General features: G+C 63.7%; 21 protein-coding genes. 6 read left to right on the top strand and 15 right to left on the bottom strand.

Features of this window, described 5'->3' with window-relative positions; all coding sequences use genetic code 11:
• Window positions 1–492 precede the first annotated feature (492 nt).
• The 11 genes from HMPREF1531_RS13595 to HMPREF1531_RS05425 form a co-directional block, all read right to left on the bottom strand.
• A complete protein-coding gene (locus HMPREF1531_RS13595) occupies window positions 493–735 on the bottom strand; it encodes a hypothetical protein (RefSeq protein ID WP_156860183.1) in 243 nt (80 codons plus the stop codon).
• A 644-nt stretch (window positions 736–1,379) separates the two neighbouring features.
• Window positions 1,380–2,129, bottom strand: a complete 750-nt coding sequence (locus tag HMPREF1531_RS05380; protein ID WP_016668906.1) for an SDR family NAD(P)-dependent oxidoreductase — start codon at window positions 2,127–2,129, stop codon at window positions 1,380–1,382.
• Window positions 2,130–2,140: 11 nt separating this feature from the next.
• Window positions 2,141–3,295 carry an MFS transporter gene (locus tag HMPREF1531_RS05385; protein WP_016668907.1) on the bottom strand — a complete coding sequence of 385 codons (1,155 nt, stop codon included), beginning with the start codon at window positions 3,293–3,295 and terminating at the stop codon, window positions 2,141–2,143.
• Entirely contained in the window at window positions 3,286–4,725 is a 1,440-nt protein-coding gene (locus HMPREF1531_RS05390; RefSeq protein ID WP_016668908.1) for a radical SAM/SPASM domain-containing protein, read from the bottom strand. Before HMPREF1531_RS05390 ends, HMPREF1531_RS05385 begins: the two co-directional genes overlap by 10 nt.
• A 711-nt stretch (window positions 4,726–5,436) precedes the next feature.
• Window positions 5,437–6,189, bottom strand: coding sequence for a hypothetical protein (locus HMPREF1531_RS05395; protein WP_156860184.1), 753 nt, complete (start codon window positions 6,187–6,189; stop codon window positions 5,437–5,439).
• 241 nt (window positions 6,190–6,430) lie between these two features.
• On the bottom strand, window positions 6,431–8,179 hold the full coding sequence (locus HMPREF1531_RS05400; protein WP_016668910.1) for an ABC transporter ATP-binding protein: 1,749 nt from the start codon (window positions 8,177–8,179) through the stop codon (window positions 6,431–6,433).
• Between the two features lie 2 nt (window positions 8,180–8,181).
• Window positions 8,182–10,017, bottom strand: a complete 1,836-nt coding sequence (locus tag HMPREF1531_RS05405; RefSeq protein WP_016668911.1) for an ABC transporter ATP-binding protein — start codon at window positions 10,015–10,017, stop codon at window positions 8,182–8,184.
• Between the two features lie 35 nt (window positions 10,018–10,052).
• Window positions 10,053–11,447: an ABC transporter ATP-binding protein gene (locus tag HMPREF1531_RS05410; protein ID WP_016668912.1), complete on the bottom strand. Its 1,395-nt coding sequence runs from the start codon at window positions 11,445–11,447 to the stop codon at window positions 10,053–10,055.
• Window positions 11,444–12,124, bottom strand: a complete 681-nt coding sequence (locus HMPREF1531_RS05415) for an energy-coupling factor transporter transmembrane component T (RefSeq protein WP_156860185.1) — start codon at window positions 12,122–12,124, stop codon at window positions 11,444–11,446. Before HMPREF1531_RS05415 ends, HMPREF1531_RS05410 begins: the two co-directional genes overlap by 4 nt.
• 63 nt (window positions 12,125–12,187) lie before the next feature.
• Entirely contained in the window at window positions 12,188–12,787 is a 600-nt protein-coding gene (locus HMPREF1531_RS05420) for an MptD family putative ECF transporter S component (protein ID WP_016668914.1), read from the bottom strand.
• Between the two features lie 277 nt (window positions 12,788–13,064).
• Window positions 13,065–13,961, bottom strand: coding sequence for a hypothetical protein (locus HMPREF1531_RS05425; RefSeq protein WP_016668915.1), 897 nt, complete (start codon window positions 13,959–13,961; stop codon window positions 13,065–13,067).
• Between the two features lie 107 nt (window positions 13,962–14,068).
• Here HMPREF1531_RS05425 and HMPREF1531_RS05430 point away from each other — a divergent pair, with 107 nt between their 5' ends.
• Entirely contained in the window at window positions 14,069–14,800 is a 732-nt protein-coding gene (locus HMPREF1531_RS05430) for a CPBP family intramembrane glutamic endopeptidase (protein WP_016668916.1), read from the top strand.
• 64 nt (window positions 14,801–14,864) lie between these two features.
• Here HMPREF1531_RS05430 and HMPREF1531_RS14125 read toward each other — a convergent pair whose 3' ends face one another.
• On the bottom strand, window positions 14,865–15,008 hold the full coding sequence (locus HMPREF1531_RS14125) for a hypothetical protein (RefSeq protein WP_232210227.1): 144 nt from the start codon (window positions 15,006–15,008) through the stop codon (window positions 14,865–14,867).
• A 53-nt stretch (window positions 15,009–15,061) separates the two neighbouring features.
• Here HMPREF1531_RS14125 and HMPREF1531_RS05435 point away from each other — a divergent pair, with 53 nt between their 5' ends.
• The 3 genes from HMPREF1531_RS05435 (at window position 15,062) to HMPREF1531_RS05445 (ending at window position 19,993) form a co-directional block, all read left to right on the top strand.
• The gene (locus HMPREF1531_RS05435) at window positions 15,062–15,901 is read left to right on the top strand and encodes a 16S rRNA (uracil(1498)-N(3))-methyltransferase (protein WP_016668917.1); all 840 of its coding nucleotides are present in this window, start codon (window positions 15,062–15,064) and stop codon (window positions 15,899–15,901) included.
• Window positions 15,902–15,941: 40 nt separating this feature from the next.
• The gene (locus tag HMPREF1531_RS05440; protein ID WP_198010996.1) at window positions 15,942–16,625 is read left to right on the top strand and encodes a DUF4241 domain-containing protein; all 684 of its coding nucleotides are present in this window, start codon (window positions 15,942–15,944) and stop codon (window positions 16,623–16,625) included.
• Window positions 16,626–16,711: 86 nt separating this feature from the next.
• Window positions 16,712–19,993 (top strand): DEAD/DEAH box helicase, encoded by a 3,282-nt coding sequence (locus HMPREF1531_RS05445; RefSeq protein WP_036898452.1) that lies wholly within the window; start codon window positions 16,712–16,714, stop codon window positions 19,991–19,993.
• A 35-nt stretch (window positions 19,994–20,028) separates the two neighbouring features.
• On the opposite strand, the gene HMPREF1531_RS13870 is transcribed toward HMPREF1531_RS05445, so the two are convergent.
• Complete coding sequence (locus HMPREF1531_RS13870; RefSeq protein WP_016668920.1) at window positions 20,029–20,355, bottom strand: nitroreductase family protein; 327 nt, start codon at window positions 20,353–20,355, stop codon at window positions 20,029–20,031.
• Here HMPREF1531_RS13870 and HMPREF1531_RS14410 point away from each other — a divergent pair.
• The gene (locus HMPREF1531_RS14410; protein ID WP_442852399.1) at window positions 20,275–20,559 is read left to right on the top strand and encodes a hypothetical protein; all 285 of its coding nucleotides are present in this window, start codon (window positions 20,275–20,277) and stop codon (window positions 20,557–20,559) included. The two genes, HMPREF1531_RS13870 and HMPREF1531_RS14410, sit on opposite strands and share 81 nt — an antisense overlap.
• A 96-nt stretch (window positions 20,560–20,655) precedes the next feature.
• Here HMPREF1531_RS14410 and HMPREF1531_RS05455 read toward each other — a convergent pair whose 3' ends face one another.
• On the bottom strand, window positions 20,656–21,159 hold the full coding sequence (locus HMPREF1531_RS05455; protein WP_051123335.1) for a PIN domain-containing protein: 504 nt from the start codon (window positions 21,157–21,159) through the stop codon (window positions 20,656–20,658).
• A gap of 40 nt (window positions 21,160–21,199) precedes the next feature.
• Complete coding sequence (locus HMPREF1531_RS05460) at window positions 21,200–21,706, bottom strand: helix-turn-helix domain-containing protein (RefSeq protein WP_016668922.1); 507 nt, start codon at window positions 21,704–21,706, stop codon at window positions 21,200–21,202.
• Between the two features lie 227 nt (window positions 21,707–21,933).
• Here HMPREF1531_RS05460 and HMPREF1531_RS05465 point away from each other — a divergent pair, with 227 nt between their 5' ends.
• Window positions 21,934–22,545: a TetR/AcrR family transcriptional regulator gene (locus HMPREF1531_RS05465; RefSeq protein ID WP_016668924.1), complete on the top strand. Its 612-nt coding sequence runs from the start codon at window positions 21,934–21,936 to the stop codon at window positions 22,543–22,545.
• The last annotated feature ends 11 nt before the right edge of the window (window positions 22,546–22,556 follow it).

Here is a 22,556-nt window from a genome sequence, read left to right on the forward strand (position 1 = left end):
CGCTGAAAATGCACTCGAGGGTTTAAATCTCTCCATTGTCGCCATGTCAGAAGCGTCGGGACATTCGCCGGAGGGGCCGGGGGCTTCTTTGTTGCGTCCTTGCCCGGGTGCCTGGGCGGTTCAGGTTTCCGCCCGAGGTGGTCTCCCGGTTGAGTTGCAGCTGTACTTTGTGAGAACCATGAATACCGAAGGCGGCTTGGCGGGCTCATCGGATCTTGATTGGAAAGAATGTCACGTTGCTTGTGGTGCGGTAAAACAATGGTGCAATTTCGGAGACCCTGCTCGCTCAGCATGGCATAAGATGAGCCAATGGTTACTGCCCTGGCTGGTTGAGTTCAGCTGCAAAGAAACCAAGATCTCTTCCAAGTCTCAGCTTGTCCTTCTCTCGCTTGACTGGCATGATCACGATGGGTTCCTCGCCTGTGAGGCTCAGCCGCCGACCTTGTCGATCTCGTCTCGGCAGTTACATTGTCTCCGGCGTTAAAGCCCTGATCAGTTCGCCGATCTTGGCCGTGTCGTTCCAACTTGGTTGGCGATGGCGTTCAAGAAGGTAATGCCAATCGCGGCCGTGGACTCGCTGGGCACCATCATCACGGCGCGATCGGCTAGAGCCCGTTCCACGTAAGCCAGGAGTGCGGCCCGGTCCCCGCCCTCGGCGCCGCCATCGGCTATCCAGCGGCCCACGGCGTCGTGGATTGGCAGCCGAGCCTCCGGCGCAGTTGACCAATCAAACATTGGTAACTCAAGGGTTACAACCGGGCAGCGGAGGTGCTTCGGGACGCACGTTCCAAAGGCTTCCGAGCCTGTGAGTCCGATCGCGGATGATGGGAAATAGCGGAGCGTACGTGGTCCGAGGACATCGGTCCAGTCGACATCTAGGCTCTCCAGGTCTCCGAAGGGCTGCAAGGATGCTTCTAGTGTGGGCTCCGGTGTTGGCGCGTAGAGGTAGGGCGCAGTACCCCCCACATCACCGTGCAGCGAGACCACAGCATCCGGCCGGAGGTCGATGAGCGTGACAAGGCAGGCGTCCGCACGTCGTGCAGCCGGGGATCCACCAGTACTGTTACTGTTATATGAGAATTCCACTTGGTTCGCTGGCCCGGCTATGTGGGCATAGCGACACCAAGTCAGCAGATCGCAGGGAAGCACAAACCGGGTAGCACCCGGTGCAGGAGGGTCGATGGGGCCGAGAAAGGTCACGGCAACGTCGTCGCGCCCGAGTGCCGCAGACACCCCCTGTTGTGTCACGGCTGCCTCGACAGCCGATCCCGTTGGCTCGTTGGCGTGGGGCCAAGTAAGTACTACGAGATGGATCTCAGCCTCAATGGGACCGAATCGATTGACGGCCAGCATCTGCGATGTGGGCCAAGTATAGGCGCTCACCAGATACTATAACCTTGATCGACGATCAGCACTTGGCCTGTAACGTATTTCGACATCTCGGAGGAGAGAAATAGGCTCGGTCCCACTAAGGAATCGGGTGGTGGTACCGAGCCAGTTGGCATGAAACGCTCAACGAAACTATGGCCTACCTCAGAGTCGAAGTATTCAGCGTTCTTCGCTCCGTCCATATAGCCGGGGGCAAGTACGTTGCAGCATACGCCTCGGCCCGCGAACTCGAGGGCTACCGCACGCGTGAATCCTATAAGGGCCGCTTTGCTCGCCGCGTATGCCGACACTGTTGGGACGGGATGGAGGGCCAAGACTGTGGAAACGTTGACTATGCGCCCCCACCCTCGATGAGCCATCGCGGGTGCGAGGGCTCGAGTGAGCCGGAAGGCTACCCAGAGGTTCGTCTCCAGCGCCGTGGACAATTCTTCATCAGTGGTATTCCGCAGCAGATGGGCGGTGCCTAGTCCGACGTTGTTGATCAGCACGTCGACTGGTCCAGCCTGGACGGCAATTTTTTCCACCTCTTCGGGGTTGAGCAGGTCGGACGTGAGGGCTTCCGCCAACGATCCAGCGTCGACCAACTCAGCCAAGGGAGCCTTGTTCCTGTCCACGCCTATGACTCGTGCGCCAACGGCCGTGAGGGCTGGTGCCAAGCTGCGCCCGACACTTCCAGCTGCTCCTGTAACCAGCACCGTCTTGGATGCGAGCCCAAAGAGATCAGGTGGAGTGTTAGTCATGTCGGTATCTCCTACTCCGTGATGGTGCTGCTGGTTTCAGTGGCGGTAGCCGATCGGGATAGCAAGACCGCTGCGGTTGCGAACAGAAGCGCGGAGGCCCAGCCGAGTCCTGTCATTCCCCAGGCCGTCATTAGGGTCCCGAGAGCGGGTGCTATCAGCGCGAATCCCACGTTGCGGGTGGTTGTGACGATGCTGAGCGCCATCGATTCACCCGTGTGACGGAAGCCAGACAGCACTCGCGTCTTGAACAGCGGCATCAGCACAGTCTGCCCAAACTGGATAAAAACGGCGGCCAATATTACGACGGGTAGAATATGCGTGTCGAGGAGCAACGAGGTGATTGTGGCGGTGGCGAGTACGAGGTGAGGACCCAGTCTATTCCCCGCCACGCGGGAGAATAGCGAACTCATCACAGCTACGCCTGCTGCGACTAGACCCAACTGCGGGATTGATGCACCTGCGTTCGTGTAAAACATTGGCAGCAGGTAGAGAAGAACGGAGAATGCAGTCCCAGTGAGAATCATCGCTACGAGGTCGCGGGCAAGGCCTGAACTTCGCAGCTCGGCGATGAGCCCATGAAACTGCTGGCGCAAGGAAATGCTTGCGTCGTCCAAGGTGGCCCGGCTTGGCACATTGGGGACGAATAGCAGCAGGCCGACCGCCACCAACTGCAGAACCCCCGTCGCCAAGAAGGGCGCTTGCAGGGACAAGGCCGCCAGCGGTGCTGATGCCACCATGCCAACAGCGCCGACCACAAGGATGGTGCGGTAGTAGGCCCGCTCTACGTCCTCGAACTCGTCACCGCGATGGCCACGGACAAGGAGCCCCGCGGTGAGCGCGGAATCGGCCCCACCGCAAAGTGCCGCTGCGAGGGCGAAGAAGGGCTGCGTGAGCCAGAAGGTCTCCGCCCGTGGCACGAGACCAAGCAGGAGTGATGCAACAGCTTCGGAGCAGGCGCCGAATATGAGGGCCTGTCTGGGGCCTATGCGATCTGCCAGATGACCGGTGGGGAGATCAATGAGCACCACAAGGATGGCGAAGATGGCCTCGACCAGCATGAGCGTCGCGAAGTCCAGCCCGACGTGTTGACCGTACACGACCAAATAAGGCAGGAAGAGGTAGACCGAAAGGATTACTCGGGCGAAGAAGAGCAACCTCAGTGCCATTGCCGGGCCTCTTGAGAAGCGTACAAGTCGCCGGGCTGGGCGCCGAGTACCTGCCAGCTACCGGGTCGGTCGTGCTCCAACCAAAGCAATGCCCGGAAGATCTGTTGGTAATAGGCACAGTGCTCCGATCCGTGCCGGAGATCACCGAACTCGGTATGGCTCTTATGCGAGCAACCGCCAGCGCAAAACTGCCGCCAAGGACAGTCGCGACAACCGTCAATCGCGGCCGTAATACGTCCGCGGAGGTGTTGAACTATCGGTGTCGCGAACGCATCTAGGATGGTGTCATGGTTTAGGTTTCCGATCCGGAACTCAGAGATCCCCGCCATCTCCTCGCAGGGATAGAGGTCGCCGTTGTCATCGATGCACACCATGTTCGAGCCCGCGCCGCATGGCTGACGTAGACACATGTAGCGACGTAGAAACGATGTAAGTGCGCCCAGTTCACCGGAAACGAGATTTGGCAATATTGGTGTAGGAAGCCCCCGAGCAGCTCGGTCGAGTATATGCTCAATAAGATCCCATTTCGCCTCGAAGTATTCACGGCCATTGAGCCAAAGGGAGTCGTCTTTCATCTCCCCACCCTTGAACACAGGTAGGAAGCGAACCGACGCCACGCCAAGGTCAACCATCGCGTCGTACATCTGAGTGATCTTGTCCCGATTAGCGCGGTGGAGGACGGCGACGGCGTGGGGGACGATACCAAAGGATCGGAGCTTAGTGATCCCTGCGACCACACCGTCATACGAGCCCCGTCCTGCGTGGTTGAGCCGGGCACTGTTGTGGGTGGCGCGGTCACCGTCAAGGGAGACGCGCACGGAGAAGTCATGCTCGGCGAGAAAGGAACAACATTCGTCGGACAGCCGGTAACCGTTGGTTTGAATGGAAAACGACACGTTCTTGCCAGCTTTCCTGTAAACATCCTCGGCGTGAAGGACTACCCGGCGGATGTCGTGGAGTGCCATCGTGGGCTCACCGCCGTGGAACTCGAGGCAGGTGGTGGGCAAGTCCCCGGATACCAGTTCGTCGACGGCCTTGATCATAAGATCGGCGCCGAGACGGTTGCGTGTCACTTTGTCGGCCATCGTATAGCAGTAGGTACAAGACAGGTTGCACCAATTGTGGACGTGGAAGACGCATAGTACGGGGTAGCGACGCATCTGGTGACGCGGTGCCAGAATACGGTCGCCTAAACTCACAGTCGCAGAGGTGCCGCGAGTGGCCCCGGAGCGCGTCAGGAGGCCTCGTGCGTGCAACCGGTCAGCCTGATCATGTGATAAGGGACCTGTGCCACCGTTGCGGATCCATTCTCGAGTCTGCTTATCGTGGATGATATCCCAGCCACCAGTACGTCCCGACACGACCAATGAAGCTTCATCCCGGTCATCAATGTAGATGCCACCATCGGGCAGTTGTGCTGTGCCGCTCATGATTCATTTCCTCCGGGTGGTGGCGTCCCGTACGGGACGCCACCACAACTTTCATCAACGAATGGTGGCCACCCACTGGCCCTCGATCACCTCTTCATCAGACATGTTGGAAACACCTCCTTTCATCATTCTCTGGAATAGAATAGAAGGAAGGTAATAAATTTTCTTGGTTCGTGTTGTGTCGTTGGGGTGTCTCCATTCGGAGTGCGGTAAGTCTCGCCTACCGATTGGGGTTGCTTGCAACTTTAATGCAGTTTGATCAGAGTGTCACGCCTTGAATTGCGTGAACTTTGGTTAGGCAAGCCTAACCAATAAATGGTTCTCTTTTCAACTTTCACCTAGATACTTCTCGTGCTTGCGATGAGCTGAAATCGAATTCACCAGTGGTCGCAAGAATGTGTAGCCGGCGCAAGAATATGCAGTAGATAGTTGTTTGGAACTAAGTGGATACCTCGGGTGGTACCCGGTTGAACCCGATTAGTTTGGTATCGGCTTCCGTACAGTGATTGGTGGCTTGCCGATACCGGATTAGGGGGTCCTAGCGCAAGGAAGCGTACAATGTCGCGTAACGACGAATCGGGGTTGCGTTCACGGAGTTGGTTTGCTGGCTCGCTAGCGGTTTAGTCTGCTGGGATCAATGCGTGTTGGAGCTTGCATGTAGTCCTCACTCGGACTGAGTGTGGGCATCTTCTCACTCTTGCCAACAATCCATCACCTTGGGGCAGTCACATCGACCGTTGCGGCCTGCGCCGACCTGCTGAGAGTAAGCCGTGCTACACCCTCCCCTTCCCGGTGGATGCGCAGCGAGGTCTCCTCGTCTAGGACAATGCCGTGTTCCCGGGAGAGCGAGGCCACCTGCTCCCACACCGTTTTTGCATCATGTGCGGTCAGATCGATCTTATTCCCTTGAGCTGAGTCCTGGCATTGTGAAGAGATAACGGGAAGCTCGAAGCGGGGAACTCCGGCCAAGGCTCGCTTGTAGGCCATTTGACAGGAACTACCGGAAGCGTCGGGCGGAAGTTCTGCGGTGAGTTCTTCGGCGGAAAGATTCAGATCCAAGACCTGGCCGCTTGGGTTGACCGTGAGTAGTTCATTCCACGCGGTTGCGAAACTTTCCGGGGACCAGACGTCATCGACCGAGTTCACGGGAGTTCCATTGAGGGAGAAAGCTGTTTGCTGTCCAGCACACACCTGGGTGATCACGACAGCGGAAGAACTGAGCGCTGTGGCTTTCACCTCCCAGTCATCCATGCCGCAGCTCCCGGAGGTCTCGGATACCCTGGCCACGTAGCCGTCGACATCGAAATCGGCAGAGCCAATCGAGGGAAGCCTGACCCCGTCAATGGGGTGAGCGGGGAGCGCTCCGGGCGTGGTGTCCTGGCCGAAACCGATGCGTTCTATCTGAGCGCCAGCCCCATCCGACATCATGGCCATCCCCCATTTCGGGTGAATCTTCACACTCACGAGTCGTCCCCCATGGTGCTCGATAAGAGGCCCGACCAGTTCCGGCGCTCGATCAGCCACGTCAGGGGCAGAACACCCGGTGAATGCGGCCGCCAGGCAAGCCGCAACCAAGATCACCGTCGAGCTCTTCGCAGCTTTTCTCCGCATGAGCCAACTTTCGCCTCATGGACCGGTGCTCGTCAATGGAGGGTGTTGATTATCGAGGGCATCGTCGCGGGTCGGCACCCGGTCGTTGACCCACTCAATCCTGCGCCACCTCCGTCAGATTCCAGGCGGAGGACTCCTCAGCTGCCTGGATGAACTCCCGGTAGGGGCCTTCCGCCTCGGCCAGTTCGGTGGGGGTTCCGGTCTGGGCAATTTGTGCACCGGCCGGGCCGGGTTCCAGGAACATCACTTGGTCGGCGTGCCGGATCGTCGAGATGCGGTGGGCAGACATGAGCACGGTGCGGCCTTGAGAGAGCTCCCGGATAACCTCAATGATCGCGGTCTCATTCTCGCCATCGAGAGCCGAGGTCACCTCGTCGAGCAGCAGGACCGGGGCATCCTTCAGGAACGCCCTGGCGATCGAGACCCTTTGACGCTCCCCGCCCGACAGGCTCGTCCCAGCTGGTCCCACCTGGGTATCCCAGCCGTGTGGCAAGGTTTCGATCACCGCGTCCAGGCGAGCCCTGCGGGCGGCCTCGGCCAACTCCTCGTCGGTGGCACCGGGCCGGGCAATGCGCAGGTTCTCGCGGATGGTGGTATCGAAGAGATACACCTCCTGGAACACCATGGAGGTCATCGCCATGATTGAGGAGGTTGTCATCTCCCGCACATCGACCCCGCCGATCGACACCGTCCCCGAATCCGCATCCCAGAAGCGAGCGGCCAGCCGCAGTATCGTCGACTTTCCCGCCCCAGATGGGCCGACCAGCGCAGTCACCCGACCCTGCGGGACGGTGAGATCGACGTCGGCGAGCACTGCATGGCCCTGCTCATAGCAGAAGTTCACGCCGCGGAACTGAATGGTGCTCTGCTTCGGAACCATCCCATGGCCGGGCGCAGGGGCGGGCAACGGCTGCGCATCGAGGATCGTGTTCATGGATTGCAGGGCCACGACTGCGTTATCGGCTTCGACGGAGTACAGGGCCGCTTTCGTCAGGGGCACCATCATGCGGGCGGTGACGGCCATGATCGCCAAGTAGGCGATGACGTCGAGCCGGTGCCCGCTCACCGCTGACAGGCCGACCCCCATGACGAGAGCGAAGGCGGTGTTGACCACGATGTTAAACCCTTGTCCGGGGCGTCCCTTGGTGCGCAGGCTCTCCAAGGTCACCTTCGCGTCGGCGTCCAGGGCAGCATTCACCGGTTCCCACCCGGTCTCGGTCGCTCCCGATGCGCGCAGCACCGGCTGGAGCCGAGCGAACTCGATAAGCCGCCCAGCAGCCACCGCGGCTGCCGCATCCTCCATCTCGTTGGCTCGCGTCGTCGTCGCCCCCATATGCCGCCAGACGAGATACAGGGGAACGATGGTCACAGCCATGATGAGTGCCAGCGGCCACTCGATGAAGGCGACGACCAGGATCATGATGAGCGGCACGATGAAGGCGTTGCACAGATTCGGGATGACCATCGAGGTCACATGCGACAAGGTGTTGATCTCCTTGGAGGTGGCATTGACAACCCCGGCCTGACGCGACGCCGAGAACCAGCCCAGGGGAAGACTCAGGACGTGCTCAATGACCCGGCTGATCATTGTGTCGCACACCTCGTAGACGCTGACCCGGTAGGAGCGGTAGGTGGCGGTGATATCTACGACGAAGGTGGCCATTCCGGCGGCCAGCAGGCCGATGAGCCATCCCGTCACCGAAGGAGCCCCCGAGTAGAGAGCACGCATGAAGGGGATCATGATCCCCAGGGTCAGGCCCTGCAGCACAGCGGAGGTAACGAACCAAGCGACGATGATCTTCATCTCGCGCGGATTCACCACGCGCGTCAACAGATTCCACATGGTCAGTGCTCCTTCATTTCCGCGTCGGCCTTTGACTCCTCATCCGTAGCGCCAAGCTGGCGCGACCACATTGCGGCATACCGTCCGCCGGCGGCCACCAATTCCTCGTGCCGTCCCCGTTCGGTGACCTGCCCGTCCTCCAGTACCAGGATCTGGTCGGCACCGCGGATCGTGGACAACCGGTGGGCGATGACGATGACGGTGCGCCCGGCAGCCAGCCTGCTCAGCGCTAGGTGGATGTCGCGCTCAGATGCGGGATCGGCATGGGCGGTGGCCTCGTCGAGAACCAGTACCGGAGCGTTCTGCAGGTAGGCGCGGGCCAAAGTGACTCGTTGGCGTTCCCCGCCAGACAGGTGACCGCCCTCATCGCCGAGGACGCAGTCGTAACCATCTGGGAGACGCATGATCCGCTCGTGGATGCAGGCCGCACGGGCCGCATCCTCTACCTCCTGGCGGCTCGCGCCCGGTCTACCCAAGGCGATGTTGTCGTGCACCGTGGCATGGGACAGGTCGACATCTTGCAGCACGATTGCCACCTGGGAGTACAGCCAGGCGAACCGCGCCTCGCGCACGTCCACCCCGCTGACCCGCACCGAACCGGAATCGACGTCGTAGAAACGGGCGATCAGGCTCGCTAGGGTCGACTTCCCGCCGCCAGATGGGCCCACGAGTGCGGTCACCGTGCCTGGGCGTGCGGTCAGGCTTACCTCCCGCAGCACCAGGACCCCAGGTTCGTAGGAGAAGGTGACCTTGTCGAGTTCGACGAGTCCCGGGGCTGGGCCTTCGTCGTCGTGGTGTTCGCCCTGGGGCATGGGTGGTTCGGAGAGCAGCCGTGCGGTGTCTTGGGCCGCCTGCCGGGATTCGTAGATGTGCTGCATCATGAAGACCATGACGCTGACCCCTTCAGGTAGCCCGGGCGCCAGGAGGAAGAACGGAAGCGTTGCTGACAAGGGGGTCCACCCTTGGCTGGTGAAGAGGACGGCGAGCGGTGCCACCGTGGCGACGACGACGGCGGGACGCAGGAAAGCACCCGTGATGGCCATCGCCTTCCCCGATGCGCTCAGCCAGTCATAGGAGGACTGGGAAAAAGCGGTTCGGGCCTCGTCGACACGGGTGCGGGTTGCGTCGGTGGCCTGGAAATTCTTGATCTCCTTGATGCCCTCAAGCATCTCGACCGTTGCGGCAGCGATCCTGGTTTGGGCCTGGCTGAACCGTTCGGTGCTTTCGCTCAGATTGCGGGGAATGGTGGTCATCACCAAGGTGATGACCACAGCCCACACCCCGAGGAGCGCCAGGGCCAGGCGCCAGTCAACCCACAGCAGGTAACCCAGCCCAGCGATGGCTCCGACGACCGCGTTGGTGCCATCCCCCGGCACGTGGGCCACCAAGGTGTGGATGGAAGCCGTGTCATCGCAGACCATCTTGCGGATGGCGCCGTGCGGGATGACTGACACCCGGCCTAGGGGAAGGTGGCCCAGGGCCGTGACGAGACGTCCACGCAGCTGATGGCGCAATTTGGCTTCCGCCAAGTGACTGACCCCCAGTCCCGCCAGATAAAACATCTGGGAGAGCACCAGGGCTGCAACGGCGATGATCGCCCAGAACACCGGACTGCCCGCCCAGCTGGGGACATCGGTCTCATCGAACCACAGCATCGCCATGCGGTGCAGGGCGATGAAGGGCACCACTGCCAGCAGCGCGCCGCAGGCAGTGAGTACGGCGGAGAGAACCATCTTCGACTTGGCGGGGGCGATGAGGTCGGAGACGGTGACCGCTTGGGAAGCGCTTTCTGAAGTTTCCGTTCCCCCGACGGGGGCACCGGTCGTAGTGTCGGTCATGGATACTCCCTTCTGGCTCAGGTCAAACTTCTGGCTCAGGTCAAACGGATGATGCGGTCGGCGCATTCGTTCAGGAACTCGGCGTCGTGGCTGACGACGATGACGACTCGATCGTCATCAGCCAGGGTGCGCAGTTCCGCGGCGATGGACAGCAGGTGGCGGTGATCGACCCCGGAGGTCGGTTCGTCGAGGATGAGGACGCGGGCTTCCTGGTCGATGGCGGTGGCGATGACGAGCCGCTGCTTTTGTCCGCCGGACAGCGACAGTGGGTGACGAGATGTGAGGGAAGCCAAGTCAAGTCTGGCCAATTGGGGTTCGCTTGCCTCATCAGCCACGGATTCGGCAAATAACTGGCGGTGTACGTCTTGCATCACCAAGAAGGCCTGGCCTCGCACCAGAGCGTGACCATTGACGGTCACCCGGATGCCGCGCCGGGCGCGTTGGAGACGGCAGATGGTGCGTGCCAGGGTGGTCTTCCCGATCCCGTTGGCCCCGATGATCCCGGTGATGGTTCCGCGGGGAAACACCAGCCGGTCGATATCCAGGATGGTGTGCCCACCGCGCTCGACGGTGAGATCACTCACCACAAGTCCAGAGGCATCGGATCCGTCGGCATCCCCGCTTGATTCCGGCGCGGGATCTTGGTGTGTTCTACAGGCCGGCACATCGATGATCTGACCCATCCATTCCGGTCTTTCCAAGGTACGCAGCCCCAGGTTGCGGCGTTCGGCGTCATCCATGGCGAAGAATTCCTCGCCACTCATCCGCGAGGTGATTCGTCCGTCGGCCATGATGACCGCCTCGTCAACTAGATCCCGCAGGAAATAGATGCGGTGCTCGGCCACCACCAAGGTGCGGCCGAGTTGCTTGAGACGTGCGATGGCCTCACGGATCGCGTCGATGGCCTCCGGATCGAGATTCGAGGTCGGCTCGTCGAGCAGGATGATCGGGGCATCCTGCGCCAGCGCTTGGGCGCAGGCGACTTTCTGGAGTTGCCCACCGGATAGGCCGCGCAGGTCGCGGTCCGCCAGTTCTTCAATGCCCAGTGTCTCCAAGGCCTCGGTGCGGCGACGGCGGATCTCATCGGCGGGCACCTGATGGTTCTGCCCGGCGAATGCGAGTTCATCGGCAACCGTCGTGGTGAAGAACTGGGTAGCTGGGTTCTGGAAGACGGTGGCGGTCAGACGCCCCATCTGATCGACCGGGGTATCGGCGACTTCCTGGTCCCCGACGAGAACAGTTCCGGTGAGTTGCCCGTCGTGAAAGTGGGGGATGAGGCCGTTGATGAGCCTCACGAGGGTGGATTTGCCGGAACCGGATGCTCCGCACACCAAGGTGAGTGTTCCCGGGACGGGGTTCAGGGCGATCTCATCCAAGACCTGTTCCCCATTGGGCCAGGTCCAGCTGACATCGTTGATTGTGACACTCATCGCATGACCGCCTGCGTCATGGCGGCACCGGCGAGGCCGAGTGCCAAGGTGAGGAATACTGCGTCGATCCAGCGGAAGTGGAGGTCGGCGACGATCGTGGGGCGCCGAGTGCTGCCCAGGCCGCGGATGAGGGCAGCTGCGGAGAGTTCGTCGGCGGTTCGTGCGGAGGCTGTCAGCACCGGGACGACGAGTTTCTCCATCGCAGTGATCGGATGACGCCACAGGTAGGAACCCCGGTAGCCGCGCAGGGCCATCGCCTCGATAACTCCCCGGGCTTCGTCGATGGCCATGGGCAGGAAACGGAAGAGCACAGCCAGGGGAATGATGAGAGTGCGTGGTAGTCGTGCGGCGGTCATGGCGGCCACGAGATCACCCACACGGGTGCTGAGGATGAACCAGCCACCCATGGCCAGGCTGACGGTGAACCGCAGGATCCAGTGGAAGATGACTCCCAGGCCAACCACTAGGCCGTTGACGAAGTGATGGGGCAACTCGGCAATGACGGCGCTGGCCGCGACCAAGGCGGCATAACTCAGCGCTGTCCCCGGACGCAAGTCGGCGACGAGCAGACAGCCCACGAGGACACTCGTTGCAGCGATCAGCCAGCCGTTTGAATTCCCCATGGCGATGGCGTTCACCGCGAGTAGGAGCACGAATTTTGACCGGGGATCCGCCACGATGCGACTATCAGTGCTTGTCAGCAAGATATTCGTCGTCAAGGTTTCCTGGCCTTCCTGAAATCAGGCTACGCCTGCGCGCTCGAAGTGCCGCTGTAGGATGCGCATGCCCAGCAGCGCCGAGCAGAAGGCGAGGATGGCGCTGAGCAGCACCCATCCACAGACGACCGGGGCAGTGAAGATACGCTCAAAAGTGGTGGCATACTCTGCACCCATCTGGTTTCCGATGTCGGCCAGATAAGCGCCGGAGTTGAAGAACAACGGGAGGAACGGGCTAATACCCCACAAGGAGAAAACCGCGTAGCCCAAGGCATTCGTCATGGTGCGCGTGTAGTTCCCGGAGCGGATGATGAGGTCCGCCGCGAAGCCTAAGGCGATGGCGATGAGGATGGTACCCCAGAAATGCCCGGTGGCCACCATGAGAGTCGCGACAACCGCACCCATGACGGTGAAGGCTCCCATGACGCGGGTTCTGGCAACCATGAGCATGCAGACGATGCCGTTGAGAATGCCGCTGATCAACCCGCCGACGAACATCATCGCTGGGTGGAAGATGCCGAGCATGCCTCCAGCGAACATGAACAGGAAGTACAGGGCGGTGAACACCCCTATGTTGATGAGGATCCTCGGCGAGGTGATGGTGTTCCTGGCCACGGTGGTCATGGAAGAGTCCTTCCGACGAGGGCTGGTCGACGTTAAGCCAGCCCCGAATATTGCTTAGGAATGCCTAAGCTACTACTGGATGATGCCATTATCGGAGGCGGGGTGGCCATCATGGTCCGGATGCGGGTTGTCCCAGGTCTTCGGGGTAGGGTCTCAGGGGCCTCTCGCTACGGTGTATGGAACAGAGCTTGACCTTGTGGTGAATCGCTCCTGGGGGTTGCCAACCGCTTGTGGTTGTCCCGGATGTCGATGTTTGGCGCGTGTTTTGGCTGCGAAATCAGCTGCCTGATTGTGCTACCGGCTTTGTGCGGTGTCCACCGTCATCGCTGCCTACTGTTGATCCGGCGGTCAGCCTGGCAGGCGCCGGGGCATGAGTGTGCAGGGCCAAGAGTTTCTGGGCTGCTTGTGCACCGGCCACCATCATGGGGCCGTTCATTTCGGCGGTGATCTGCGCCAGGAGATCGTGCGGGTAATCCGCAGGCAAGAGTTCGTCGGGCAGACTCGGCAATGAACCCCACAGGTAGGTGGCTTGACGCAGGAGGGTGTGTGCGCTGGCCACCTGGTTGAGCAGTGCTGTGCGGGATTCGTTGCTGGCTGTAAGGGTGGGCGTTTGGCCTCCCTTCAACTGCGCGGCGAGTCGACGGATCTGTTCGGCTGCCTCAGCCAACGGCCAGGCGCTGGCCGCGAGGTCACGGGCTGTTGCGACGTCGACCTTCAGAACGCCGGAGAAGCAGGATGGGTTGTGCGCCCATGTCCCGGGTGGACGCATACCCAACAGGACCCCGGGTCTTGGCGATGCCCAGCCTTCCTCGAAGGCTGCCGTGCGCAGGGCGTCGCGCTCAGCCCGTCTCGTCTCGGGAACCTCGTAGATGACGATGTGGAAGCACCCAGCCCATATGGGTGGGGCGTCGAATTTGCTCTTGACTTCCCGGTACCGGCGCAGGTACAGCCCGGACAACCGGTAGAAGGTGCGTCGGCCCACTCGCCGGGTGGTCAGCCGACCGTCACCCACCGCACGAGCTAGATGGGATCGCGCACCCGAGGCGCTCATTCCCAGTGCGTCGAGCACCTCAATGAGGAATGTGCCGGGCAGTTCCTCCGTCTCGCACAGCCCGCACAGAAAGGCCACTGTGCCGTGGTTGACGGTAGTCGGAGGGTGTTCGGCTTCTGGCATGACACCATCTTGCGCCTCGTTTGCTTCCACGATCGCATGACACCAGGGGAACCGTCCTCTACGATACGTCTCATCATTGCTACGGAACGTAAGAAAGTTGCATCATAATGACGCATGGTCATCACCGTCCCCAGGCCGCGGATATCTCGCGCCCTTCCCTTACCCGTGCGGCTGCCTGGCGTGAGATTGCCCTGATCACCGGCGTACTGTGGGCAGTGCTCGGTGTGGGGTGCTTCTTTCTTGGCGCTCAGTGGATTTATGACACCTGGGGGACAAGCATCAATGCAGCCCTCATTCTTGATGTCATGTTCTTCGTAGCCTGTTCAGGACTCGTTGCCTTCGCCTGGTGGCGTCAACGGCTGGCTGGGGAAAGCTTCCGGGAACTAGGGTGGGGGCGACGTGCCCCATGGCCTGCCATGATCATCGCGGTGGTCTATGGTCTGGCTTGGGTGGGGCTCAGTTACATGCGTGGTGGCGATCCATTTGCGGTCACCTGGCAACGTCCCCTCATGATGGCCATGGGATTGGTGCTGGCATTCGGTGAGGAGATCATGGTCCGCGGCCTCATCCTTGACCGGCTTGCCCGCTGCGATACGAACCGTCTCCTGCAGATCGTGGTAAGCGGGGGGATTATGGCCGCCTATCACGGCGTCATCGGACACCACATCTGGCCTAGCTACTGGGTCTCTAGTTTTGTGCTGTTCTCCATTCTTTCGGCGCTCTATGTATATGGTGGGCGTTCCATGACACCGGCCTACATTGCTCATGCCATGACCCACTTTCTGGGTGATCCGCCGCTGATCCAAGGCATCCTCATGGGCGTGCAGTACGGGGGATGATTATTCAGGCGGGTGTGTAATTGGCTGGCATCGGCCGGAAAACCGCTCGTGGGGTCATCCCCGCTTACGCGGGGTGCACCAATAGCGGGGAGTGTCGTCGTCGGCCCCGGCCCGCTGCCTGCAGACGCCGGTCGAGGGCCTCGGCGACCCTCAGGGAGTCAAGGGCCTGGAACTCGTGGGCGAAGGCGTCGGAGGAGTGGGGGCTCATGGGAGGCGACGCTAGCACCGGCGGGCACGGGCCCGGCCCGTAGGCTGGGGCGCGTGACCGCACCTGTCTTCGTTCTCACGGCCGACACCATCGAGCCGTCCGGGTCCGCCACCACGGCCCGGGCCGGTGACCTCCTTCTCCTCACCGGTCCCGAGGCCCGGCACGCGGTGACGGTCAGGCGCCTGCGGGCCGGTGAGCGGGTGGACCTGGTCGACGGCGAGGGGCTGAGGCTCGTGTGCGAGGTGACCCAGCCCGGGGCCGGGGGAGCCAAGGACCGGCTGGGCGTGCGCGTGACCGAGCGGGTCGAGGAGGCAACGGCGCCGCTGCGCCTGGCCCTGGTCCAGGCGCTGGCCAAGGGCGGGCGCGACGAGCAGGCGGTGGAGACGGCCACGGAGGTGGGGGCTGACCTCGTGATCCCGTGGCAGGCGAGCCGCTGCGTGTCCGTGTGGAACGGCCCGAAGGCCGCCAAGGGACGCGCCCGGTGGCGGGCGACCGCCCACGAGGCGGCCAAGCAGGCCCGACGCGCCCGGGTGCCCGCTGTCGAGGAGTCGCGCTCCACGCCCCAGCTGTGCACCTGGGTGGCCCGGACCGTCGAGGCCGGGGGAGTAGTGCTCGTTCTGCACGAGGAGGGCACGCGGCCGATCAGCCAGGTGAGTCTGCCGTGCGCGCCTGAGGACGCGGGCGCCCCCCGGGAAGTCGGTGCGGAGGCGGGTGAGCCGCCGGTGCTCGGCGTCGTCGTCGGCCCTGAGGGCGGCATCAGCGAGCAGGAGGTCAGTGCGCTGGAGGCGGCGGGTGCCACGACGGTGCGCCTGGGTCCGCACGTCATGCGCACGGCCAGCGCCGGGCCGGTGGCCCTGGCTGTCCTCGCCCAACGGGCGGGTCTGTGGGGCTGAGGGCGGTAGCTCGGTGCGCAGGACCCCTAGCATGGCGCGTATGAGCACCGACCTGACGGACAACGGTCTGAGCTTCTACGCCCTGGTGACCGGCCCGGTCCCCAGTCCCTTCGAGAAGGACAACAGGTACGTCCCCACGGACATGGTGCCCCTGAGCGTCCTGGACCTCGGGATGCTGCGTGTGCCCTCGGGGCGTGTCGAGGCCTGCGACCCCTTCGTCTCTCTCGGTGAGGCTTCGGTCTTCGAGATCGGGCCGGGCGACTACCCGGTGAGGGTGACGATCGCCGACGTCTCCAGGAAACACGACGGCTCCCACGAGCGCAACGCGTACCTGTCCCTCGTGCTGGCCGACGGCGAGCCCACCGCCGTCAAAGCGGCCGAGCCGCTGCGGGGTGCGGGGTACCTGGGCGTGGACTCGGGCATGGTGGCCTTCGTCGACGCCGAGGCCGCCGTCGCCATGTCGGTCCTGGCCGACGGGGCCAACCTCTACGACGACTTCGAGCCCGAGCCCTGGTGCGTCCCCGTGGACTCGCCCGAGCACTACCGCGAGGGGGCGGCGAATATCGTTATGCCCCTGGACCGGGCGGGGGAGAACATCATCATGGCCTCCTCCGGGTGGGGTGACGGCTGCTACCCGCTTATGATCACCCGCGCCGCCGACGGCGCTCCGCTGGGCCTGCACATCGACCTGGGCGTCGTGGGCGAGGACGACGCCCAGGTGTGAGGCCTGCCGGAGCCCGGGGGCGCAGGTTTGATGACGATCCGGCCGACCTGTTCACTAGGCCCAGGCCGCTGGGGCAGACTCGGGTCATGAGGACGAGTGTTGTGAGCAGCCACCGGCTGAGGGTCCTGGAGTACTGGTGGATGCTGGAGTTGTTCGCCCCGCAGAAGGTACCCGCGACGACGAGGCGCCGGCGGAAGGACAAGAGTCAGGTCGTCGAGTGGAGGCCCGGTACGCCACTGCCGTGGGAGAGGCTGCGGCCTGCGCCGGACACGGAGAAGGACGGAAAGACGTGGCGCCACACCGTCTACCTGGGCGTGTACAACCTGGAGAGCACGTACCAGGCTCTGCACCGGGTCTTCCGTGCTGACCGTGACGCCTACGACGAGCGCGGGAGCGGGTGCAGCGCCTGCGCGGGTGTGCAGGTGGACGGTGCCGGCCGCCTCGTCGCTGAGTCTGCTGTGCTCTCCTCCTGCCTGTGGTCGGTCGCCAGGATCGTCGAGGAGTCGGTGAGGCCGGGACCGCAGTGGGACGCCGAGTTCCGCGAGGCGGACCGGGGCTTTCGTGAGCGGGTGGGCGAGCTTGCTGACTCCCTCGAAGCCGACGAAGCTAACGCGGGCCGCTGCACGCAAGCCACCATGTCAGAGCTCATCCGCCTCGCGCACCAGGCGTCGGGCATCGACCGCGCGCTCAAGGTGCTGCCCAGGGACCCCGCCCTCCGGGGAGCGGAAGTCGCCAGCGTGGCTGGGCTGGCCAGCAGCCGCGTCGTTATTGAGTCCGTCCTGGTGCGGGAACGACCAGACGGACCCTCGGGTACCGACTTCCTCAACAGCTACTTCCTGGAGGACATCAACGTCGTACGTGCGAGCGTGGCCGCCGGGCGGTGCCCGACGGCGCTGGCCTCCTACCTGTCCGAGGACGCCCGACCACCCGTGGGAGAGCGTATCGATGTCATGACCGAGCACGCCGTCGTCGACGACGCGGTGGTGGCTGAACGGATTCCCGCTGGCAGGTGGCCTTCTGCCCCGGAGCACACGTTGTCGCTCCGTCAGCAGTTCGCCGTCAACCAGGCCCTCCACGACCTCGCCCCGACCGGTGGCATCATGGGCGTCAACGGTCCACCGGGAACGGGCAAGACAACGATGCTGCGTGACATCGTCGCGGGAAACGTCGTGGAGCGAGCCCGGTGCCTGGCTGACCTCAGCCGGGCCGAGGACGCTTTCGTCGGCGAGCCCCTGCGGTGGAAGGCGGGCCCGCGCGAGCGCGTCGTGCGTCGGCTGCGTGAGGAGCTGACGGGCTTCGAGATGGTGGTCGCGTCGGCCAACAACGCGGCGGTGGAGAACATCAGCACGGAGATCCCGGGCATCAGGGCGATTGACGCGCGCTGGCGCCAGGAGGCGGACTACTTCAAGGACATCGCCTCGGCACTCATCCGACGGTCGAGGCAGTCACGTCAGGATGCCGACGACGCCGGTGACGATGAGCACGGCGACACCGCGACGGACGACGCCGCCTGGGGACTGGTGGCGGCACGCCTAGGCAATATGAAGCACAGGGACGCCTTCCGCAGTGAGTTCTGGTTCGACAAGACCCGTCCCCCGTCGAAAAAGCGCGTGCCTGGCACAGCACCGCGGATGCAGTCTCGTCTTTGGGCGTGGGCGAAGGGGGCGCCCGCGCGCAGCTGGCCGCAGGCGCGGGCCGACTTCCATCGGGCCGAACAGCGCGTCACCAGGCTCATCGTCTTCCGGCGTGACGTCCGTCGGTGCCTGACTCGGTTGGAAGAGATAGCAGGCCAGCGTGCGCGTGCCGCCCAGGAGATGCGGAGGTTGAGCGCTGCGCTGGACGAGCTTGGGCCGGCGCTGCGCCGGTGCGAGCAGGAGCGTGACGGTGCCCGTGCCAGACGGGACCTGGCCGCGCAGGTCCGCGACCGGCACATGAGTACCCGCCCGGGTGTTGCCGAGACCCTCCTGTCGCTGGGGCGCTCGGTCCGTGAGTGGCGGGCGGCCCTGGCTTCCGTGGAGGGTGACTTGCGGGATGCGGAGGAGCAGCAGCTGCGGATCGAGGAACAGGTGCGCACGCTGCTCCACCAGATCGACGACGCGCAACGCGCCCTGGACGGACTGCGGGAGGCCGACGCGCGGGCGCAGGAGGAGACCACGCTGCTGGGTGAGCAGCTGACGGACTACCGACGGCGTCTGGGCGACGCCTGGCCGAGCGAGGAACGGAGCGCGGCACAGCGCGAGATGCGCACCCCGTGGCTCGACGCCGAGATCGACGGAGCACGGGCGCAGCTGTTCCTCGCGGCGCTGCGCCTGCATGAGGACTTTCTGGCCAGTACGGCCGGGCAGATGCTGGAGGGGCTGCGGGCGGCCATGGACGTCGTCGGTGGTCAGGCCCCGCGTAACTTGCCTCGTGAAGCGGTTCGTGCCGCCTGGCAGATGCTGTTCCTCGTCGTGCCGCTCGTGTCGACGACCTTTGCGTCCTACGGCCGGATGTTCGCCGGGCTTGGCCAGGAGGACCTGGGGTGGCTGCTCATTGACGAAGCCGGGCAGGCGGCGCCCCAGTACGCCGTTGGGGCGATCTGGCGCTCGAAGCGGGTGGTCGCTGTCGGGGACCCGCTCCAGCTCGAGCCCGTGGTGACGATGCCACGCAAGGCGATGCTGGATATCGCCGCCTACTACGCCGTGGACTGCCAGTGGCTGCCACCGCGGGCATCGGTGCAGACACTCGTCGACCGGGTTGCCCGTTTCGGCACGACCCTGCACCAGGAGGGACGCCCGGTGTGGGTCAGTGCCCCGCTGACCGTGCACCGGCGCTGCAACGACCCCATGTTCACGCTGTGCAACACCATCGCCTACGACGGCATCATGATTAGCGGGGTGGCGGCGCACACGGATCCTGCGGATCTCTTCGACGGTGCCGACGGGGCGCGTGTGACACCGAGCGAGTGGATCGACGTCCCTGCCGACGAACGCGGGAGCCATCTTCAGCAACAGCAGATCGCCAGGCTGCGGACGCTGATTGTCGAGCTGGGGCACCGCGGTGTGAAGCCGTCGCAGATCATCGCGATCTCGCCGTTCCGTGCGGTCGCGAGAGCACTGGAGGAGGTGAGACGCGACTTCCCGGGGCTTCAAGGAGGCACGATCCACACGGCACAGGGACGTGAGGCCGACGTCGTCGTCCTGGTCCTGGGAGGAGACCCCGATCGACGCGGGGCGAAGGCGTGGGCGTCGGAGACCGTCAACCTCGTCAACGTCGCGGCGAGCCGTGCCAAGCGCCGTCTCTACGTCATCGGCGACCGAGTGGAGTGGGAGCGCTACAACTACTTCTCTCAGCTGTCGCAGGCGCTCAGGTCTCCGGTGAGACGGTGACGGCGACGGACAGCAGGGCCGGGAGAGGCAGGCGGTCAGTCCGTCCAGGTGAAGCTGTCGGGTCCTGCACCGACCTCGAAGTGGTACTTGACGATGCCTCGGTCCTGGTCGGCATAGTCGCCCTCCGCGCAGCGGATCGTCACCTGTCCGTCCTTGCCGGTGAGGGTGAAGGACTGCTTGCCGAAGGCGGTCGGTGCGAGCAGGGCCGCCTCGACGCCCTGGGTGAACCAGTCGGGGGCCGGGCCCTCGTAGATGGCGACCTCCTCGGGGCGCTTGGACTTGTGGGCGACGCCCTGGGTGGCGCCGTAGCCCAGGGCGACGACGGCGGCGAGGCGACCCGTGCAGCCGCTGGCAGCTATCACACGGTTGGCCTTACCGCTTGGGGGACGGTTGTCTCCGCAGGAAGATCAGACTTCGGGCAGTGTGATGTGTCTGCTTGGAAGGACGTTGTCACCATCGCAACGGGCGGGGCCCATACGGTAGGGCTTCGAAGCGAAGGTTCGGTCATTGGCGTCGGCAGCAACGACTGTGGCGAGCTGCATACCGAGGGCTGGCGCCTCTTTTGACGCAGTGATCTTCCTGAAATCCCTGGCGCCTTAGGTGAGCTGAAGTGAGCACTGGGACTTGACCTACTCCTGTATCGCCAGGCGCCACTTTTGGGCTCATGCTGCCTGGGCAAAGGTGGGTGCTCCGCATGTGATGAGACGATCGAGAACGTCGTCGAGGGTTGTCTGCGGGTGCCGCATGGCCGCAGCCTGGCGATCAAGTGCCCGCATGACGCGGGAAGGTGCCAGGTCAAGCTGATAGAGCAGGAAAGTGTCGGGACTCTGCACCTCGATGCAGTAGGGGGCGAGCGAATCGGCTGGGAAGTCCTTGAGGTTGGACGTGACGATAACGTCTGCGCGCCCGACGACTGCCGCAGCGACGACGTGCCGGTCTCCTGTGTCGGGAACGCGGATGGCTGGTACCAGTTCCTCCCAGCCCGACACTGAGGCGTCGGCAAACGCGCGCTCCATGGCCGCCGCGCGTCGCGTCGCGGCTCCGGTCGGCAGGTCTGGGTGCACTGTGGTGATTGCCCTTGTCATCTCGTCGAGGATCGCTTGGCTCCACAACGGGCGAAAGAGCCCTCCTTCAGCGACCCTCAGGAGAGTGTCCGTGACAGACAGCGGAACAAGGACACAGGTTCGAGCAGTGCCGAGAACCTGATCATGATCCGCTGCTTGTGCGCAGGTGACGCAGGATGGCCGTGTAGTCCTCCGTCGTGTCCTCGTACATGCCGGCCTCGACCGCCTCGCGAGTCATCTCGTCGAGTGTGTCACTGCGCTCCTGGGCGGAGGTCTTCTGGTATTCAACGAGGTCTTCGAGGCGTACCCGGCGGTGGCGTCCCGCTGCCGGGCGCTCGAAGGGGATACGTCCAGTCTCCAGGAGCTTGACGAGGGTTGGGCGACTGATCCCCAGGTGGTCAGCGGCCTCTTGTGTTGTCAGCATCTGATCGACAGCAGCGACAGTGATGGCCCTGCCGTGTGACATGGCGTCGACAACCTTGATGAGGACCTCGTAGACCTCCTCAGGCAGCCCGACGGTCTGATCGTCCGGGCCGATGAGGACCGACGGGGCGGAGACGTGTTCGAGGAAGCGGGACAGGTCCAGCAGGGGTTCGAGGTCCTCAGGCGGCAGGATCGTTGAGGACGCACGTGCAGCCGTGTGTGCCATGACATCACTGTAGCTTCAAATCGAAAAATACGAAACCCTCCTGGAGGTATCCGTCCCGGCGATATGATCCATCTCGTGCGCCCGCGCCGTCGTCGGTCGGCTGAGGCTGCATGTCAGGAGGTTCTGATGACCGTGACCGCCAGCGGTGTCCGCTGCGCGGACGGTGCCGACGTCACCCGCGCCGTTGGCACGTTCCGCCCCGCCCGCACCTGCGTCGGAGGTGTCGCATGAGCCCGCGCGGGCGCCGTCCGACCGGCAGCCCCGACGCCCGTGAGGCGATTCTCGCCGCCGCACGGGCCGCCTTCGCCCGCGACGGCTACAACACCTCCCTGCGCGGGATCGCCCGCGAGGCCGGGGTCGACCCGGCGCTCGTCCACCACTATTTCGCCGACCGCTCCATCCTGTTCTCCCAGGCGGTCGTCGGCGACATCGACGGCATAACCTTCGACCCCTCCCTCATCGAGCAGGTCCGCCGGGCCGAGCCCACGAGCCGGGGGGAGAGCATCGTGCGCATCTTCCTCACCACCTGGGACCGTATGGGCCAGGAGCGCTTCACCGCGGTCGTGCGGGCCGCCCTCGGTCACGAGTCCGTCATCGCCGGAATCCGCGAGGTGTTCATCGGCGCGATCGTCGCCCCGATGGTAGCCTCCCTCGCCCCCGACAGGCCCGAGCTGCGCACCCAGCTCATCGCGAGCCAGCTCATCGGCCTGGGGGTGGCCCGGTGGGTCGCGCGCCTGTCCGCCGTGCACGTCGCCGATCGAGAGGTGCTGGTCCGCGCCGTCGGACCGACCGTTCAGCGCTACCTCACGGGCGATCTGGGGCCGGAGCCCGAGGCCTGAATCGCCTCCGC

It is taken from the genome of Propionibacterium sp. oral taxon 192 str. F0372 (assembly GCF_000413315.1).
Taxonomy (GTDB): domain Bacteria; phylum Actinomycetota; class Actinomycetes; order Propionibacteriales; family Propionibacteriaceae; genus Brooklawnia.